Origin of the sequence: Blautia sp. AM23-13AC (assembly GCF_003435675.1) — a bacterium.
GTDB classification, from domain to species: domain Bacteria; phylum Bacillota; class Clostridia; order Lachnospirales; family Lachnospiraceae; genus Fusicatenibacter; species Fusicatenibacter saccharivorans.
This window is the reverse complement of the sequence record NZ_QTUL01000001.1, coordinates 381,455-399,011: the sequence shown is the minus strand read 5'-3', so window position 1 is coordinate 399,011 and position 17,557 is coordinate 381,455. Positions and strand designations below refer to the sequence as shown.

The following is a 17,557-nucleotide window of genomic DNA, read 5'->3' as shown; positions in this document are numbered from 1 at the left end:
CGCTGATGACAGCACAATCCAGAATGCTTTTTACGATGCCCCGACAGTTGTCTATCTGTTTGCACCGTATACCTACCCAAACGACGCACAGGACTGCTGCGTTGCAAAATCATTTACGATCAGGCAGAATAAACCGAAAAATCCCGGGGAAATATGTGAACTTCCGGGGTTCATTTTGGATGGAAATATTCTTGCAATTTTACAGCGCAGTTATTATAATAAAGACAAGTTCTGCGGTAAACTCATTTTTCGCAGAAAACGCCAGAAGCGGAGGCTGACGTTCAAAAAACAAAAAAGGAGCGTAAGAGAAATGGCAAAAATTTTAATTAGCCCTTCTAAATATTTACAGGGCGCAGGGGAAATGAAAAACATCGGAACATATGCGGCAAAATGCGGAAAGAAAGCACTGGTTCTGATCAGCCAGGGAGGCTACAGACGGATCGGAGCAATGATCGAAGAAAGCTTTGCGGGAAGCGACTGCGACGTTGTTTTTGATTATTTCAACGGCGAGTGCTGTGAGAGTGAGATCAACCGTCTGGTTGCTATCGTGAAAGAAAAAGGCTGTGATCTGGTTATCGGTGTCGGCGGAGGCAAAATTTTTGATACCGCAAAAGCAGTTGCCTACTACGCAGAAACACCAGTATTCATCTGCCCGACCATTGCATCGACCGATGCACCGTGCAGCGCACTGTCTGTTGTATACACAGAAGAGGGTGTATTCGAGAGATACCTCTTCCTTCCGGCAAACCCGAACCTGGTTCTGATGGACACTGACATCATCGTAAAATCTCCAGTCCGCCTGACCGTAGCCGGAATGGGTGATGCACTTGCCACCTATTTTGAAGCAAGAGCCTGCCAGAGAAGCGGAGCTACTTCCTGCGCCGGTGGAAAAACAACCGAGGCAGCGATGGCACTCGCGAAACTCTGCTTTGACACTCTGATGGAAGAAGGTGTAAAAGCCAAAATCGCTCTTGAAGCCGGCGTATGCACCCCGGCAGTCGAGAAAGTCATCGAGGCCAACACCCTCCTTTCCGGAATCGGTTTTGAAAGCGCAGGCCTCGCAGGAGCCCACGCCATCCACAACGGCTTCACCGTACTCGAAGAGTGCCATCACATGTACCACGGTGAAAAAGTAGCCTTCGGAACCCTGACTCAGCTCGTCCTGGAAAACGTACCGCTCGATGAACTCGAAGACATCATCTTATGGTGCATCGAAGTCGGTCTCCCAGTCACCTTGGCTGAACTCGGTGCCGGAAACGTAACCGACGACCAGCTCATGGAAGTAGCCAAAACCGCATGCGCAGAGAACGACACCCTCCACAACATGCCATTCGAAGTAACCCCGGAGACCGTCTTCGCCGCCATTAAAGCAGCCGACGCCTACGGCAGATACTATCTCGACGAAGAAGAATAACCCGTATGAAAAAAGATCTCCTGCCAACCCCAGGAGATCTTTTTTTATACTCAAATTTAATCAATACAAAAAATAGAAGTTTCCAACTCCCTTCCTATATGTTAAAATAAACTCACCCCATTTCACAGAAAAAACATAAACCCATGTTAAAGTAAAATGGTAAAAATATCAAACATAAAAACACAACGAGATCAGGAAAAAGCACGAGCGGGCGGGCAGCCGGGCGTTTTCCGTCCGTCATATAAAGGAGACAAAACTCATGGAAAAATTAAAAATCCTAGTAGTAGACGACGAAAGCCGCATGCGCAAACTCGTCAAAGATTTCTTAGTAAAAGCCGGATACGACGTCATCGAAGCCGGTGACGGCGAACAGGCCGTAGACACCTTCTACGCCCAGAAAGACATCGCCCTCATCATCCTCGATGTTATGATGCCCAAAATGGACGGCTGGCAGGTCTGCCGCGAAATCCGCCAGAACTCCAAAGTCCCGATCATCATGCTCACCGCCAAAAGCGAAGAACGCGATGAACTCCTCGGCTTTGACCTCGGCGTAGACGAATACATCTCAAAACCATTCTCCCCGAAAATCCTCGTCGCCCGCGTCGAAGCCATCCTGCGCCGCAGCGGCAAAACCGGCGAAGACGACATATTAGAAGCCGGCGGCATCCGCATCGACAAAGCCGCCCACATGGCATCCATCGATGGAAAACCAATGGAGTTAAGCTATAAAGAATTCGAACTCCTCACCTACTTCCTCGAAAACCAGGGAATCGCCCTCTCCAGAGAAAAAATCCTGAACAACGTCTGGAACTACGACTACTACGGCGACGCCCGCACCATCGACACCCACGTCAAAAAACTCCGCAGCAAAATGGGCGACAAAGGCGATTTAATCAAGACCATCTGGGGCATGGGCTATAAATTCGAGGCGGACGAATCATGAACGGAACAGAAAAACAAAATGAGACTTCCATGGAGATGCCTGCAGAAGATTCCCGTGTGACAATGGGAAACCAGACGGAGAAAAAGCACCGGTTTCACTTGAAAATGCCACAAAAGGGAAGAAAACACTCCGTCAAAAAACGAATTGCCTATACTTTTATTGCGACCATGGCAGCTACCCTGCTTATCATCGGCCTGATCAATTACTTCTTTCTCGGGTCCTTTTATATCCGGGATAAAGAACACATTCTGGCAGAGAGCTTTCAGAAACTGAATGCGACAGGCGGAGACAGCGACAATATCCCTGATACCTTCGAGCAGTTCTGCGCTACCAACAACCTGAAAGTCATTATTACCGGACCGGAGCTCAGCAGCTTCGTCTATTCCAACGCAACCGACCGCCAGAGCCTCCAGACCCTGATCTTCGGCCTGATCAGCGGAAATGAGCAGGCAAATACCAAAGTCGTTGACAGCAAAGACAACTATCAGATCCAGAAATTCTACGACAGCCACGCCGATGCCGAGTATCTGCAGATCATCGGCTGGTTTGACAATGGAAATTGCTACTTTGCAAGATGCCCGCTGGAGAGCATCACGGATGCGGTCAGCCTTTCCAACCAGTTTTACCTCTTTATCGGCATTCCGATCATCATCATCGGTGCCATTGTGATCTGGATCATCACCCGCCAGATCGTCCGTCCGGTGCAGGAGCTGACCGAAATTTCGAAAAAAATGGCAGCCCTTGACTTCGATGCCCGCTACGTGAGCGGCGGAAAAGACGAGATCGGCGAGCTTGGAAACAACTTCAATGTCATGTCCGAACAGCTTGAGCAGGCGATTTCCGAGCTGAAAAGTGCGAACGTTGAGCTGCAGAAAGATATTGACAAAAAAACGCAGATTGATGAAATGCGCCGCGAGTTCCTCTCAAATGTCACACATGAGCTGAAAACCCCGATCGCTCTGATTCAGGGTTATGCGGAAGGCCTGAAAGACAACATCAACGACGATGAGGAAAGCCGCGAGTTCTACTGTGATGTCATCATCGACGAGGCGGCAAAGATGAACGAGATGGTCAAAAAACTCCTGAACCTGAACCAACTCGAGTTCGGTGAGGATCAGGTCAATATGGAACGGTTCGATCTGAACGCCGTGATCAGAGGCGTGCTGCAGTCCTCCGACATCCTGATCCGCCAGAAAGAGGCAAAAGTGCTCTTTACCGGCGGCGACCCGCTCTATGTCTGGGGCGATGAATTCAAAGTCGAGGAGGTTATCACCAACTATCTGACGAATGCCCTAAACCATCTGGACTACGACCACACGATTGAGATCACCTGCAAAAAAGAAGGGAATGTCGTAAAGACAACCGTTTTCAATACCGGGGACCCGATCCCGGAGGAGGATCTCGACAAGGTATGGGTGAAATTCTTCAAGGTGGACAAAGCGAGAACAAGGGAATACGGCGGAAGCGGCATCGGCCTTTCCATCGTAAAAGCCATTATGGATTCCTTCCAGCAGCAGTGCGGCTGCCAGAATTACGACAACGGTGTGGCATTCTGGTTCACACTGGAGGCAGATGGAAAAACGGAAGAAGCATGATTGCAAAAAGCGTGCCAGAAAAAGGAAATACAGCCTTTTCCTGGTGCGCTTTTCTTGCATAAAGGAAAAAGATGGTGTAGAATAATAGCACAAACGGTCGAAAAGAGAGGGAGAAAAGAGATGGCGGATTCCAACAGTACAAAGAGTGCGCTTGCAGATGCAATGAAAAAATTGATGGTATGCAAGTCTTTTGCGAAAATCAGTATTTCAGATCTCTGCGAGGAATGCGGTCTGAACCGGAAAAGCTTTTATTATCATTTTAAAGATAAATACGATCTGGTAAACTGGATCTTTTATGTGGACTTTCTGACAAACATGGGCGGAAAGAACTTTGAGAATGAATGGGATGTGCTGGTGGCGGTCTGCAATATTTTCTATCAGAATAAAGCATTTTACCAGAGTGCCCTGAGGATCGAAGGGCAGAACAGTTTTAAGGATTACTTTTACGAGATGCTCGAGCCGGTCATGGCGTTTTTTGTACAGGATCTCTTTCAGGTACAGAATCAGAAACTGTTTGTAACGTTCTTCTGTGATGCCTTCCTGACCGCGGTTCTGCGCTGGTTTTCCATGGAAAGCGAGCTGGAACCGGAAACGTTTGTCGAAGAACTGAAAGAAGTGATATATAGATCATCAGAAAAAATAGCAGCCAAAGCGGAACCAAAGAAATAAAATTCCGCTTTGGCTGTACTTTTATGCATCTGCGAGCAGTTCACGGTAAAATATATTCCGAAGAGACAACTCTTCAAAGGAAACGGTGGGCGTATCGAGTGTGCGGGCCATGTGATCCGGCAGAAGCAGCAGATACGCCGGATGGGCGGTGATAATCTGCTCAATTTTGCGGGAGTCTTCCTGCACTTCGATCGGGAAGAATGGCTGTATGGGGGTGAAGCGGTACTGTTGAACAACATCGGAAACAGCCCGGATACTTTCTTTTGAGCACGAATCATCTGCGACCAGAAAGAAAAAGACACTCTGTTCCATCTGGGAATACAGGTGGTCAAAAGAGAGCAGATAAGCGGCAGCATCTGCATCCTGATAGACTTTGTGCATACCGAACAGCGTTTTCTGATGGCGCAGGGCTTTTGCCATGGAAGCCGTTGAGGGGGCATCAATTGGAAGAGAAACCATCAGGTTCGGGCAGGATAAAAGCAGTTTCTGCTGTTTTTCGGTAAGCGGCGTATCGGAAAGAAACCAGAGAAACGCGCATTCCGGATGCGACTGGATGACGGCAAGGTAGGATTCCATATCCTCATGATGATCCATGGAGCGGAGCTGATAAGAGTAGATGCCGTATGTCAGACCGGTTCTGACCACGGATGCAAAAAACGAGGAATCGTAAGTGTCCGGGATGCGGCTGTCGAGACGGAGCTTGACAACCCAGGGAACAGCAAAGGAAAGTTCTTTCTGCTTCTGGCGCAGAATCTGCGCACCGTAGGTAAAACTGTTGTAGCCGATGTTGATGCCGAACTGACGAAGCGCTTCCGGATCGTTGCTGCGCAGCAGAAAGTCGATCGCCTGATAATACGGGCTTTCATCGTTGCGCAGAAGATCCTGAAAAATGGCAAAAATCTGATTCTGAAAGCGGCCGCGGGAAAACTGGCGGCCAAGATCGCAGAGCTTGCGGACGCTGCGTTTCGGATCTGCGTCCATCTCCACCATCGCGCGTGCAACTGTTGTGTCGATCAGTGCGCGGGTAATGTCCTGTGAATTCATAATGTGTTCCTCCGATCAAGTAAAATAAGCTGTTTTTATCATAGCAAAAAGAACACGGTAAAAACAGGGACAAAGAACAGGAATTGTCTAAAAACTCCATTCCTTAAGGAAAATTTACCAGATCTTCAGAAGAAATTTCTTTTTCTTTTGTGGAAAAAGTGGTAAAATAAAGTTAGATGGTACAAACTATCGATTCTGCCGCGCCAAAAACGCGGCGGAACCATCCGAAACGATTCCAGAAAAATAGGAAAAACGAAATGGTTTTCGAACATGGAAGATAAAAGGAGGCGTTTTGCATGAAATTTGATATGCACTGCCACACAAAAGAGGGTTCGATGGATGGAAAAGTCATGATTGAGGAGTACATCCGAACATTGAAACGAAAAGGATTTGGAGGAATGTTGGTATCCGACCACGATTCCTATGACGGATACCGCGAGTGGAAGAATGCCATCAAGGGAAGAGCACACCAGGATTTTGTGGTATTAAAAGGTGTTGAGTACGATACGTGCGACTGCGGCCACATTCTTGTGATTATGCCGTTCGGCGTAAAATTAAAAATTCTGGAGCTACGCGGTCTGCCGGGATCGATCCTTGTCAAGATCGTCCATGCGTACGGCGGAATTTTAGGACCGGCGCATCCGTACGGCGAAAAATTTATGAGCATGATCAGCACGAATGAACGGAAGAAAAAGTATCAGCAGCGGATTGCCCAGCTTCTCCCGCAGTTCGATTTTGTTGAAATTTTCAATGCGTGTGAGAGCGCGGAGACGAACGCAAAAGCGAAACGGCTGGCGGAGAAATTCAATAAGCCCGGCTTTGGCGGAAGCGATGCGCACCGGCTGGACTGCATCGGAAAAGCGTATACCGAGCTGCCGGATACTATCAGAAGTGAGGATGATCTGATCGCCTACGTAAAAACGTGCCCGCAGATCGAATGCGGCGGCGAACATTACAACGGAACGACGAAAGACCGGATCGGCCGCCTGAACATGGTGCTTGTGGATTCGTTCTATTTCTACAACAAACTTGCAAATGGCTGGCGTTGGCGGAAGCGGAGACGTGAGCTGTTTGATATCATAGAGAAAAAACTCTGATGAATGCCTGGCAAAAAAGCGTGCCGGAAACGTTTCGTTCGGCACGCTTTTTCCTGCCCTGTATTTGAATCGAAAAAGAGAGGAAACATACGTATGCTTGCAATATTTCTTGCGCCGGTCTACATACTGGCAAATGTATTTACCGCCTACTGGCTGCTGCGGTGGATGAAGGAGGTGCATCCTTTGTTCCGCCATCCGGCCGTGCTGGGTGTCATTTTGGTGCTGTATGCATTTTTTGCACTTTCCCTGCTGACGAGCTTTCTGATCAAAAGAGATCCCGTTCACCGGATTTTAAAGGTCATCAGCAACTGCTGGCTTGGCATGTATCTGTATTTTCTTGGCTTCACCGCGATTCTGGTGCTGCTGCGCTTCATTTTTGCGCATACGGCACTGACGAAAACTTGGCTGTATTCTCCGATGGGATTGAAAGCGGTCGGCCTTGGCGCGATCCTTTTTGTGACGGGAATGTGCATCTACGGAATGGTGCATGCAGTCCATATTTACACGACACGATATGAGGTTCCATCGAAAAAGGATGCACATCTGAAAATTGCTCTCGTCGCAGATCTTCATCTGGGGTACAGCATCGGCAGTCATCAGATGGAAGAGATGGTGGAAAAAATTAATGCTGAGGAGCCGGATGTCGTTGTGATTGCCGGGGATATTTTTGATAATGAGTACGATGCCATCTATGAGCCGGACCGCGTGGCGGATCTTCTGGCGGGCTTAAAGAGCCGGTACGGCACGTACGCCTGCTACGGCAACCACGATCTCGATGAGAAGATTCTCGCGGGCTTTACGTTTGAGACGAAGGAGGAGCGCATCGCCGACCGCCGGTTCGGTGAGTTTCTGGACCGCGCGAAGATTCATCTGCTGGAGGATGATGTGGTCTGTATCGATGATGCCTTTTATCTGGCGGGCCGAAAAGATCCCGACCGGATCCGCAAAACGCAGGAGACACGCGACACGCCATCCGAACTGCTTACCGGACTGGACCAGTCGCTTCCAGTTTTTGTGATTGACCACCAGCCGTCGGAGCTGACCGAGCTGGCAGAGGCAGGCGCAGACCTTGATCTTGGCGGCCATACGCACGACGGACAGCTCTTCCCAGGCAATATCCTTACCGGCCTGATGTGGGAGAATGCCTGCGGGATGAAGAAAGTCGGAGACATGTACAGCATCGTCACATCCGGCGTGGGTCTCTGGGGACCGCCGATGCGGATCGGGACGAAAGCGGAAGTGGTGATCATCGATTACGGAAAATAAGGGTTGACAAAACCGGAACGCAGAATTATAATACAACAAAACTACGAAACAGAGGTTATCAACGATGAACGAGATGCACAGCGTACAGATGCACAGGGACGACGATTGATAGCGCTTGTATCAAAGTGAAGACTACTATACTTCACAGGTACAGGCGCTGATTGTGTTGTACCTGTGTGGAAGATAAGGCAAAGGGAAACCACACCGGGAGAAAAAGAAATACCCCGTGTGGTTTTTCTTTGCCATTTTTTATCCATGCGGGAATGACTTGAAATTTACATCAGAGAAGGGTTGTGATCGTATGGGACATACAGATTATGTCCATATGGATTTTCTGCTGATTTTGCGGCGATAAAGAAAAATCAGAACAGAAAGGCAGAAAAGACTATGAAGACAGAAATGAATACCGTAAAAGTAAGAAAAACAGAGGAACTCGAAGCAGAGCAGTTAGGAGCACACATCGGCGAAATCGTGCGGCTGCATGGAAGCATTTACAAAATCCGAAAAATGAGCTCATTTGCATTTGTGCTGCTTCGGACGAAACGGCAGATGGTACAGTGCGTGTACGAGCCGGCGTATGCCCGGTTTGCATTGGAGGAATTAAAAGAAGAGGCGTGTGTCCGGTTTACCGCGGAGGTGATCCGTGAAGAGCGTTCCAGAAGCGGGTATGACCTGCATCTGTTAGACGTGGAAATCCTCTCCGAGCCGGAAGAAGTACCGCCGGTTGTCATCAACCAGAAGCGGGTCAACACTTCCATCGAGAACCTGCTGGACTACCGGCCTATCACGCTGCGAAATGAAAAAGAGCGCGCGGTTTTCCAGATTCAGGCCAGGATCTGTCAGGCGTTCCGCGAATTTCTGGATGGACAGCACTTCACCGAAATCCACACACCGAAGCTCGTAGCAGCGGGAGCCGAGGGCGGAGCTAATATCTTCTCCCTGTCGTATTTCGGCGAACAGGCATATCTGGCGCAGAGCCCGCAGTTTTACAAGCAGATGATGGTCGGCGTCTTCGAGCGTGTCTACGAGATCGCACCGGTCTTCCGGGCGGAGAAGCACGACACGGCGCGTCATCTGAACGAATATACAAGCGTGGACTTTGAGATGGGCTATATCGAGAATTTTGAGGACATCATGGCGATGGAGCAGGAAATGCTGCGGTACACATTTGGACGGCTGCAGGAGACATGCGGAGCGGAGCTTTCGCTTTTAAAAGCAGAGGTGCCGGTGATCACGGAGATTCCGAGAATCCGTTTTTCCGAGGCGAAAGAGCTGGTGAGCCGCGTATACAAAAGAGCCTTTTCGGAGAAACTGGACTTTGAACCGGAGGAGGAAAAACTGCTGTGCGAATATGTGAAGAAAACGACGGGCAGTGATTTCGTGTTTGTTACACATTATCCAAGCGCCAAGCGCCCGTTTTACGCGATGGACAGCAGAGAAAATCCGGCAGAGACGGAAAGTTTTGACCTTCTATTCCGCGGTCTGGAAGTGACGACCGGCGGCCAGCGCATCCACAATTACCGGGCGCAGGTGGAAAAGATCGAAAGCCGCGGCATGCATGTTGAAGCGTTTGAGAGCTATCTAATGATGCACCGCTGCGGCATGCCCCCGCACGGCGGCCTCGGTCTTGGGCTGGAGCGGTTTACGGCACGGCTTCTCGGATTTGAAAATGTACGGAACGCATCCCTGTTTCCAAGAGACATTCACCGTCTGATTCCGTAAACCAGAAGAGTGTAAAAAACTCCGGCGAAGCCGTGGCGCAGATCCACGGGCTTAGCCGGAGTTTCATAAGATTTCCCTCCCTTTTGAAAGATAGCGTAACCGTTTGGATATTTCTGTTATACATCAGGGGAGTGAAAATGACAAATTGTTTATTGCAGACAGGATTGCTGTATAAAAGTCAGAATTTTTGCAGAAATGAGCCTTGTAAAGCGTCCGAAAATAGGCTATACTAAACAAGGTTTGGATGCCTGCAGAATCTGGCAGTATCGGCAAATATTGGAAAAAAGAAAGACGGGAGTTTCCCGGTTTGAGGATAGGAAAATATGAAATTATATGACATTTCCGGAGAGCAGTTTTCCGCAATGGACGCGCCGCGTCATCTGATGACGGAGGAAGGAACGGCGCAGACGACGCTCGACCGGTCACTTGGCATCTGTCAGGTGGCGGAGCTTGAGGGAAAAGTGACAAGAGAAGTGCTCGAGGAGGTCATGGAAGAAGACTGTGAACGTCTCCTGATCCGCGGCGATGCGCAGATTACACGCGATGGGGCAGATTACCTGGCAGAGAAAAAACTGGTGCTGCTCGGTGTGGAGCAGGAAACCGTCGGAAATGAGACATCAGGGAATGATGTTCATCAGCAGTTACTGAAAAAAGGCACGGTGATTGTTGAAAATCTGAATCTGGAGAAAGTGACCTCTGGTCATTATTTTCTCGTGGCTGCGCCGATCCAAAAGAAACACAAATACGGCGGCCCGATCCGTGCGGTTCTGATCGAAAATTAGGAAATGCCCTGTGTGAATCCGAAAATGCAATGTGAAACATAACAGAAAGAGAAAAACAGGAAAAAGTGTTCACTTGTGGGACACTTTTTTTGATATGTCCAAAACGAGGAAATTTTGGGTTGTATTTTCCAAATATGGAGAATATAATGGGAAAAAGCCAGGATGTGGTATTCAAAACCAGATCAATTCCGGGCGAAAATATTAAACTATTACAAAGGAGATCGTGAACAATGGATGCAAAAATGAAAGTAGAAAGAGCCGCTGCAGGCGCTGCGATCGATGGTGTTTTAAAATATGTGAACCACGGAGATGACAGAACAAAAGCACTGCTGAATCTGACGGATTTTGTACAGAAATTTACCGGAAATATGTTTGCGGAGAAAACGTTCGACAATATCCGCACCATGCTACAGAATCCGGACAACAAATGGGTACAGTATGTCAACCGCGGACTGGACGAGCTGGATCCGCAGGTGATCAAAATGACTGCTTTGAACCTGGGATTCCAGGCAGCTTTCGTCGGAACGAAACAGATCCGTATGAACCGTGAAAAATACAACTGCAACATCCCATGGACGATGCTGATGGACCCGACAAGTGCCTGTAACCTGCACTGCACCGGATGCTGGGCAGCAGAATACGGCCACAAGCTGAATCTTTCCTATGAGAAACTTTCTGATATCATAAGCCAGGGAAAAGAGCTGGGAACCTACTTCTACATGTTCACCGGCGGCGAACCGCTTGTGCGCAAAAAAGACATCCTGCGTCTGGCAGAAGAGCATCATGACTGTGAATTCCACTGCTTCACCAATGGAACCCTGATCGACGAGGAGTTCTGTGAGGCGGTTCAGAAGCTCGGCAATATCTCCTTCTCCCTGTCTCTGGAAGGCTTCGAGGAGGTCAACGACGGACGCCGCGGCGAGGGTATTTTTGATAAAGTTCTGGCAGCCATGGATCTGATGAAAAAACACGGTCTGCTTTTTGGTACTTCCATCTGCTACACAAGAGCAAACCTCGAGACCGTTACAAGTGACGAGTTCCTGGATCTTTTGATCGAGCACGGATGCCGTTACAGCTGGTATTTCCACTTCATGCCGGTTGGCATGGACGCTGCACCGGAGCTGATGCCGACGGTTGAGCAGAGAAAATATATCTATCACAGACTGCGTGAGATCCGTTCCGATAAGAGCGACAAACAGATCTTTGTTATGGACTTCCAGAACGACGGTGAGTTCGTCGGAGGCTGTATCGCAGGAGGAAGAAACTACTGCCATATCAATGCAAACGGCGATGTGGAGCCGTGTGTTTTCATCCATTACTCCGGCGCCAACATCAACGAAGTTTCCCTGATCGAAGCACTGCAGCAGCCGCTGTTCCAGGCATACCGCGATGGACAGCCGTTCAACCGCAACCACCTGCGTCCATGTCCGATGCTCGAAAATCCGGAACTGCTGCGTGAGATGGTAGAGAAGACCGGCGCGAAGTCAACCGACCTGCAGTCTCCGGAGAGCGCAGAGCATCTGTGCGGAAAATGTGATCTGTATGCTGCTGAGTGGAAAAAAGCCGCAGACGAGCTGTGGGCAGAGAATCCGCATCACAAACAGAGATATGAGAACTATAAGAAAGAGAACCTGGACGAGGAGGCAAAAGCTTCCACAGAGGAGATTCTTTCCGGAATCCGCGGATAATGCGATCGATGAATCGAAGATAAAATAGAAGCAAGACACCGGAAAATGGGACGAAAACCTGTTTTCCGGTGTCTTTTTGTGCGGGCAGTGAGCCAAAGTCCGGTCTTGCAGAAAGTGACCGGATCCCGTATACTATAGAGAAGCAAAGCGATATTTTAACGACAGAGAGGATTAAAAAATAGAAGATGAACGATTCATTTTTACAGAAACAGGGCGTAAGCGGGGCGTTAATTGAGAGTGTGCAGAAATTCCGCGAGAGCTATCCAGTGGCGGGGGGATTAGAGAACCGCATGAGCACGCCGGAAATCCCGTTTTTCGGAAAAGAGATTCTGGAGATGGCAATTGCCGCGCTGCTGCAGGGCGAAAATCTGCTGCTGACCGGCGAGAAGGCAACGGGAAAAAACGTGCTGGCAGAGACACTGGCGTATGTTTTCGGAAGACCGACGTACAACGTTTCCTTCCATGTAAACACAGGAAGCGCCGAGCTGATCGGAACCGATACGTTCCAGAACCAGGAGGTCACACTCCGGAAAGGCAGCATTTACCGCTGTGCAGAGGAAGGCGGTTTTGGCATTCTCGATGAGATCAACATGGCGAAAAACGATGCGGTCAGTGTTCTTCATGCCGCACTCGACTACCGCCGCATCATCGATGTGCCGGGCTACGATAAAATTCCGCTTCACCCGGCGGCGCGGATGATCGGAACGATGAATTACGGCTATGCGGGAACGAGGGAGCTGAATGAAGCGCTGGTGTCCCGCTTTCTGGTGATTGACATGCCGCCGCTTACAGAAGAGACACTGTTTTATCTGATGCAGTCAAAATTCCCGGATCTGAAACCGGCGGCACGCGAAGCGCTGGCCGGCCTTTACCTCGATCTGCAGAAAAAGGCAAAACAGGCGGAAATCACCACGCGCGCGCTCGACCTCCGCGGTCTGTTCGGAGCGATCGGCACGATGCGCCAGGGGCTGTCCCCGTATCTTGCGGTGCAGATCGGCATTGTCAATAAATGCTTTGACCTGTTTGAAAAAGAGATCGTGCGGGATGTCGTGCGCACGCGGATTCCGGAAGAGTGGACGCCGCAGGATATTTTTTAGAGGAAATACGTATGGTGACAGAGGAAACATTAAAAACGCATGAGATGGAGCTGGAAAGCCGGATCCGCAATCTCGTCTGGACTGTCAGCGGCGACTACACGCTGAAGCTGAACCCGGATGTGGAGCGGTATGCGAAGGAGCCGGATACGGTACTGTACGACACAATCCGCCAGGGCGCCTTTTCGTGTTACTTTGATCGGGAAGCCTACAGCCTGTATCTGGTGAAGAAGGTTTACAGCGGCGCAGCGGAGGGAGAACTGATGATGCTCGCCCAGCTGGTGACGGAGGAGGCCGTATCGAAGCGGCTCGAAAGCGAGCGCCCCGGTGTCAAGGGCTTTCGAAGGAGAGCAGCGGAGGAAATACTGGACCACTCTTTTGAAACTCTATCCAGAAATGAGACAGGCCGCCTGAAACTGGAGTATCTACGCGGAAGAAGAGAGGAGGACGAGGGAAAAAGCCCTTCATACTCGGGGAAAACGAGGGAGTGGATGGAGCTGCTGAAGCACGCATCCGAAACAGCGGATACAATGGAACTGATCCGGGTGACGGACGAGCTGTACAATAAGGTCGTCGATCCCGCATTTGTGAAAAAGCACGGTGATCTTGCCTCGATTCTTGCGGTAACGATCGAGGAGCTCACCGAGTATTCCTGGAAGGATTTCCTTTCGGAGGAACTGTACGAGGACGGGCTCGAGACATATCTGGAGCGAGTTTCGCTTGATATGACAAATTTCACATCAAAAGAGGCGGAAGAGAAGAAAGAAAAAACAGCGGGAAGCGATACCAAAAAGATCGTTGTCGTCGATGAGAAAGCGTTGGCACGGATGTATCAGTACATTCAGCGCAATTACGGAAAAACGTGGCTCTCGGAGAGTGAGGAGAAAAGCCGGAATTACCAGCTCTGCCGCGGCATCCACAGCGACTGCAGCCTCTATTACACGGAGGGTGTGCTGAAAAATCCGGTCGGAAAGTATTATCAGCTCTCCTACGCGCAGAAGCAGAAGGATAAAAACCTTCATGCCTATTACGACCAGCACCGCGCGGTGCGGCAGAACATTTCGCTGCTGTATCAGGAACTGAAAAAAGCGATGCTGCTGCAGGAGGATCAGTCGTTTGCGGATGCAGACCACGGAATTTTACAGCCCGCGCGGATGTGGAAGGTGGGACGGAGCCAGAATGCGGATCTGTTCCGGCTGGAGCAGCGGCGGAATTCGCTGGATTTTGTCGTGGATATTCTCGTAGATGCGAGCGGTTCCCAGCGGCCGCGCCAGGAGAATGTGACACTGCAGACGTACATTCTGGCGGAGACCTTAAGCCGCCTGCACATCCCGTTCCGCGTGATGAGCTTCTGTACGTTCTGGGATTACACGATCCTGCACCGGATGCGCGATTACGACGATCCGCGGGAGAAGAACAGCAATATTTTTGAGTATATCACATCCTCAAACAACCGCGACGGGCTTGCTGTCAAGGCGGCGGGGATGGATCTTTTAAAACGCCAGGAGGACCGGAAGCTGCTGATCCTCTTAAGCGACGGAAAGCCGTACGATGTGCTGGTGAACCGGCCGAATGCGAGAAATCCAAAGCCGTACCGGGATGACTATGCACTGCATGACACGGCAACTGAGGTGCGGCGCCTCAGGCAGCAGGGTGTCTCGGTGCTTGGGGTCTTTGTAGGCGAGGAGACGGAGCTTATGGCGGAGCAGAAGATTTTCGGCAAGGATTTCGCGTATGCGCGCGATATCCGCAACTTTTCCCATATGGTGGGAAGCTATTTAAGAAGAAAAATCGAAGAATAAACGAGCGGAATGCTCTGGGCGGAAAGTGAAAAACTTTTATCCGGAGCATTTTTTTCGATTTTTTTACGCAAACAGGTTGACATTTCCCACAAAATCTCCTAGAATGTTCTATAGCGAACTGTTTAATATGAAACAGTCATCTATAGAACAGTTGCTTATGGAACAGTCCTTATTCAAACAGTTTTATAACGAACAGATGGGGACGGCAGCAAAGGGGAAAGGAGGAAAAAAGCAGCGTGTGTTGTAAAAAAAGAAAAATCGGCCACGAACTGCGGACGCTGGACAATATGATGTCACGGAACCTGATGGCAGCCGCCAGAGAGCGGGGCGTCGATGAACTGACGGCCATGCACGGGTGGATTTTGGGCTATCTGTGCAGGAACGAGCACAAAGATATTTTCCAGAAAGATATTGAAGCGGAATTTAAGATCTGCCGCTCTACCGTGACCAACATTTTAAAGCTCATGGAGAAAAAGGGCTACATCAAACGGGAGTCCGTTCCCTATGACGCGCGGCTGAAAAAACTGGTGCTGACCGATACCGGAAGAGAGCTTCACGAGAAGACGAAAGATATGATCGATATGCTGGAAGAACAGACGGTTGCGGGAATTTCAAAAGAAGATCTTGACACTTTCTACCGTGTCATCGATCAGGTCAAAAACAACGTAAAAAATATGTTAGGAGAGACATCATGTTAAAAACACTTGGAGCACAGGTAAAAGAGTTTAAAAAAGCCTCCATTGCCACTCCGATTTTCATGATTCTGGAGGTTATCATGGAGATGATCATTCCTCTTATGATGGCATCCATTATCGATAACGGTGTAGAAAAAGGCGATCTCCATCACATTTACGTGGTGGGAGCATTCATGGTAGTGGCAGCAGCCATCGGTCTGTTTGCAGGTATCATGGGCGGAAAATATGGAGCAAAGGCATCTGCCGGATTTGCAAAAAATCTGCGTCAGGCCATGTTTGAAAATATCCAGGAATATTCTTTTTCCAATATTGACAAATTCAGTACAGCAGGTCTTGTCACCCGTCTGACCACAGATGTGACGAATCTGCAGAATGCATATCAGATGATCCTTCGTATGTGCATGCGTGCACCGGCGAGTATGATCATTGCAATGATTATGTCGTTTTACATCAATGCACGCCTTGCGAGCATTTATCTGGTGGCCGTTATTCTTCTTGGAATGTGTCTGTTTCTGATCATGCGGTCTGCAACCAAATATTTCGAGCAGGCATTTCCAAAATATGATGAATTAAATGCGAGTGTGCAGGAAAACGTATCCGCAATCCGTGTGGTAAAAGCGTATGTGCGCGAAGATTATGAGACAGGAAAATTTCATAAAGCGTCCGAAAATATTTATAAAATTTTCTGTAAAGCAGAAGAAAATCTTTCCTTTAATGCACCGCTGATGCAGCTGACCGTGTACAGCTGTATTCTTCTGATCAGCTGGCTCGGTGCCAAAATGATTGTCGGAAGCAGTCTTTCGACCGGAGAACTGATGAGCCTTCTGACCTATTGCATGAACATTCTGATGAGCCTTATGATGCTTTCCATGGTATTCGTTATGATCACAATGAGCCTTGCAAGTGCGCGCCGTATTTCAGAAGTCCTGAATGAGAAGAGTGATCTCGATAATCCGGAGAATCCGGACTTTTCGATTCCGGATGGAAGCATTACCTTCGATCATGTCTATTTCAACTACAAAAAAGGAGCCGGCGAGCCGGTTCTTTCGGATATCAATCTTTCCATCCAATCGGGTGAGACAATCGGTATTATCGGTGGAACCGGAAGTGCGAAAACAAGTCTTGTCAACCTGATCAGCCGTCTGTATGATGTAACAGATGGATCCGTTAAGGTCGGCGGAAAGGATGTCCGCTCCTACGATATGGAAACGCTGCGAAATGAAGTAGCCGTTGTTTTACAGAAAAATGTGCTGTTTTCCGGTACTATTCTCGACAACCTCCGATGGGGTGATAAAAATGCTTCGGAAGAAGAGTGCAAGCGTGTCTGCCGTCTTGCCTGCGCCGATGAATTTATCGACCGGATGCCGGAGGGCTACAACACCTACATCGAGCAGGGCGGATCCAACGTATCCGGCGGCCAGAAACAGCGCCTCTGTATCGCGAGAGCACTGCTGAAGAAACCAAAGGTGCTGATTCTGGATGACAGTACAAGTGCTGTCGATACCGCAACTGACGCGAAAATCCGGAAGGCATTCCTGACTGAGATTCCTGAAACGACAAAGCTGATCATTGCACAGCGTATTTCCAGTGTGCAGGACGCAGACCGCATCATTGTCATGGAGAACGGAAAAGTAAATGGTTTTGGAAGCCATGAGGAATTACTGAAAACCAATGAAATTTACCGCGAAGTATATGAGTCTCAGACCGGTGGCGGCGGAGACTTTGACGAAAAGAGAGGTGAGTAAG

Annotated in this window: 14 protein-coding genes; 13 read left to right on the top strand and 1 reads right to left on the bottom strand. The window is 49.2% G+C overall.

Features of this window, described 5'->3' with window-relative positions; translation table 11 throughout:
* Window positions 1–310: 310 nt before the first annotated feature.
* The 4 genes from DW642_RS01800 to DW642_RS01785 all read left to right on the top strand — a co-directional run bounded on the left by DW642_RS01800 (window position 311) and on the right by DW642_RS01785 (window position 4,621).
* Window positions 311–1,414, top strand: coding sequence for a glycerol dehydrogenase (locus DW642_RS01800; protein ID WP_055226553.1), 1,104 nt, complete (start codon window positions 311–313; stop codon window positions 1,412–1,414).
* 259 nt (window positions 1,415–1,673) lie between these two features.
* On the top strand, window positions 1,674–2,357 hold the full coding sequence (locus DW642_RS01795; protein ID WP_117509080.1) for a response regulator transcription factor: 684 nt from the start codon (window positions 1,674–1,676) through the stop codon (window positions 2,355–2,357).
* Window positions 2,354–3,952, top strand: a complete 1,599-nt coding sequence (locus DW642_RS01790; protein WP_242991100.1) for a sensor histidine kinase — start codon at window positions 2,354–2,356, stop codon at window positions 3,950–3,952. Before DW642_RS01795 ends, DW642_RS01790 begins: the two co-directional genes overlap by 4 nt.
* A gap of 120 nt (window positions 3,953–4,072) precedes the next feature.
* Window positions 4,073–4,621 carry a TetR/AcrR family transcriptional regulator C-terminal domain-containing protein gene (locus tag DW642_RS01785; RefSeq protein WP_022463298.1) on the top strand — a complete coding sequence of 183 codons (549 nt, stop codon included), beginning with the start codon at window positions 4,073–4,075 and terminating at the stop codon, window positions 4,619–4,621.
* 21 nt (window positions 4,622–4,642) lie between these two features.
* On the opposite strand, the gene DW642_RS01780 is transcribed toward DW642_RS01785, so the two are convergent.
* The gene (locus DW642_RS01780; RefSeq protein WP_117509079.1) at window positions 4,643–5,665 is read right to left on the bottom strand and encodes a hypothetical protein; all 1,023 of its coding nucleotides are present in this window, start codon (window positions 5,663–5,665) and stop codon (window positions 4,643–4,645) included.
* A 296-nt stretch (window positions 5,666–5,961) separates the two neighbouring features.
* Between DW642_RS01780 and DW642_RS01775 the strand changes: the two genes are divergently transcribed.
* The 9 genes from DW642_RS01775 to DW642_RS01735 all read left to right on the top strand — a co-directional run bounded on the left by DW642_RS01775 (window position 5,962) and on the right by DW642_RS01735 (window position 17,556).
* A complete protein-coding gene (locus DW642_RS01775; protein WP_055218178.1) occupies window positions 5,962–6,762 on the top strand; it encodes a PHP-associated domain-containing protein in 801 nt (266 codons plus the stop codon).
* Window positions 6,763–6,855: 93 nt separating this feature from the next.
* Complete coding sequence (locus DW642_RS01770) at window positions 6,856–8,028, top strand: metallophosphoesterase (RefSeq protein WP_022463295.1); 1,173 nt, start codon at window positions 6,856–6,858, stop codon at window positions 8,026–8,028.
* A 387-nt stretch (window positions 8,029–8,415) separates the two neighbouring features.
* Complete coding sequence (gene aspS, locus DW642_RS01765) at window positions 8,416–9,750, top strand: aspartate--tRNA(Asn) ligase (RefSeq protein ID WP_330410080.1); 1,335 nt, start codon at window positions 8,416–8,418, stop codon at window positions 9,748–9,750.
* A 323-nt stretch (window positions 9,751–10,073) separates the two neighbouring features.
* Window positions 10,074–10,532, top strand: a complete 459-nt coding sequence (locus tag DW642_RS01760) for a hypothetical protein (protein ID WP_117509078.1) — start codon at window positions 10,074–10,076, stop codon at window positions 10,530–10,532.
* 230 nt (window positions 10,533–10,762) lie between these two features.
* Entirely contained in the window at window positions 10,763–12,220 is a 1,458-nt protein-coding gene (locus tag DW642_RS01755; protein ID WP_055226489.1) for a radical SAM protein, read from the top strand.
* 185 nt (window positions 12,221–12,405) lie between these two features.
* Window positions 12,406–13,317, top strand: coding sequence for an AAA family ATPase (locus DW642_RS01750; protein WP_117509077.1), 912 nt, complete (start codon window positions 12,406–12,408; stop codon window positions 13,315–13,317).
* Between the two features lie 11 nt (window positions 13,318–13,328).
* Window positions 13,329–15,116, top strand: coding sequence for a cobaltochelatase CobT-related protein (locus DW642_RS01745; RefSeq protein ID WP_117509076.1), 1,788 nt, complete (start codon window positions 13,329–13,331; stop codon window positions 15,114–15,116).
* 236 nt (window positions 15,117–15,352) lie between these two features.
* Window positions 15,353–15,814, top strand: a complete 462-nt coding sequence (locus DW642_RS01740) for a MarR family winged helix-turn-helix transcriptional regulator (protein ID WP_242991099.1) — start codon at window positions 15,353–15,355, stop codon at window positions 15,812–15,814.
* Complete coding sequence (locus DW642_RS01735) at window positions 15,808–17,556, top strand: ABC transporter ATP-binding protein (protein WP_117509075.1); 1,749 nt, start codon at window positions 15,808–15,810, stop codon at window positions 17,554–17,556. Before DW642_RS01740 ends, DW642_RS01735 begins: the two co-directional genes overlap by 7 nt.
* Window position 17,557 lies beyond the last annotated feature (1 nt).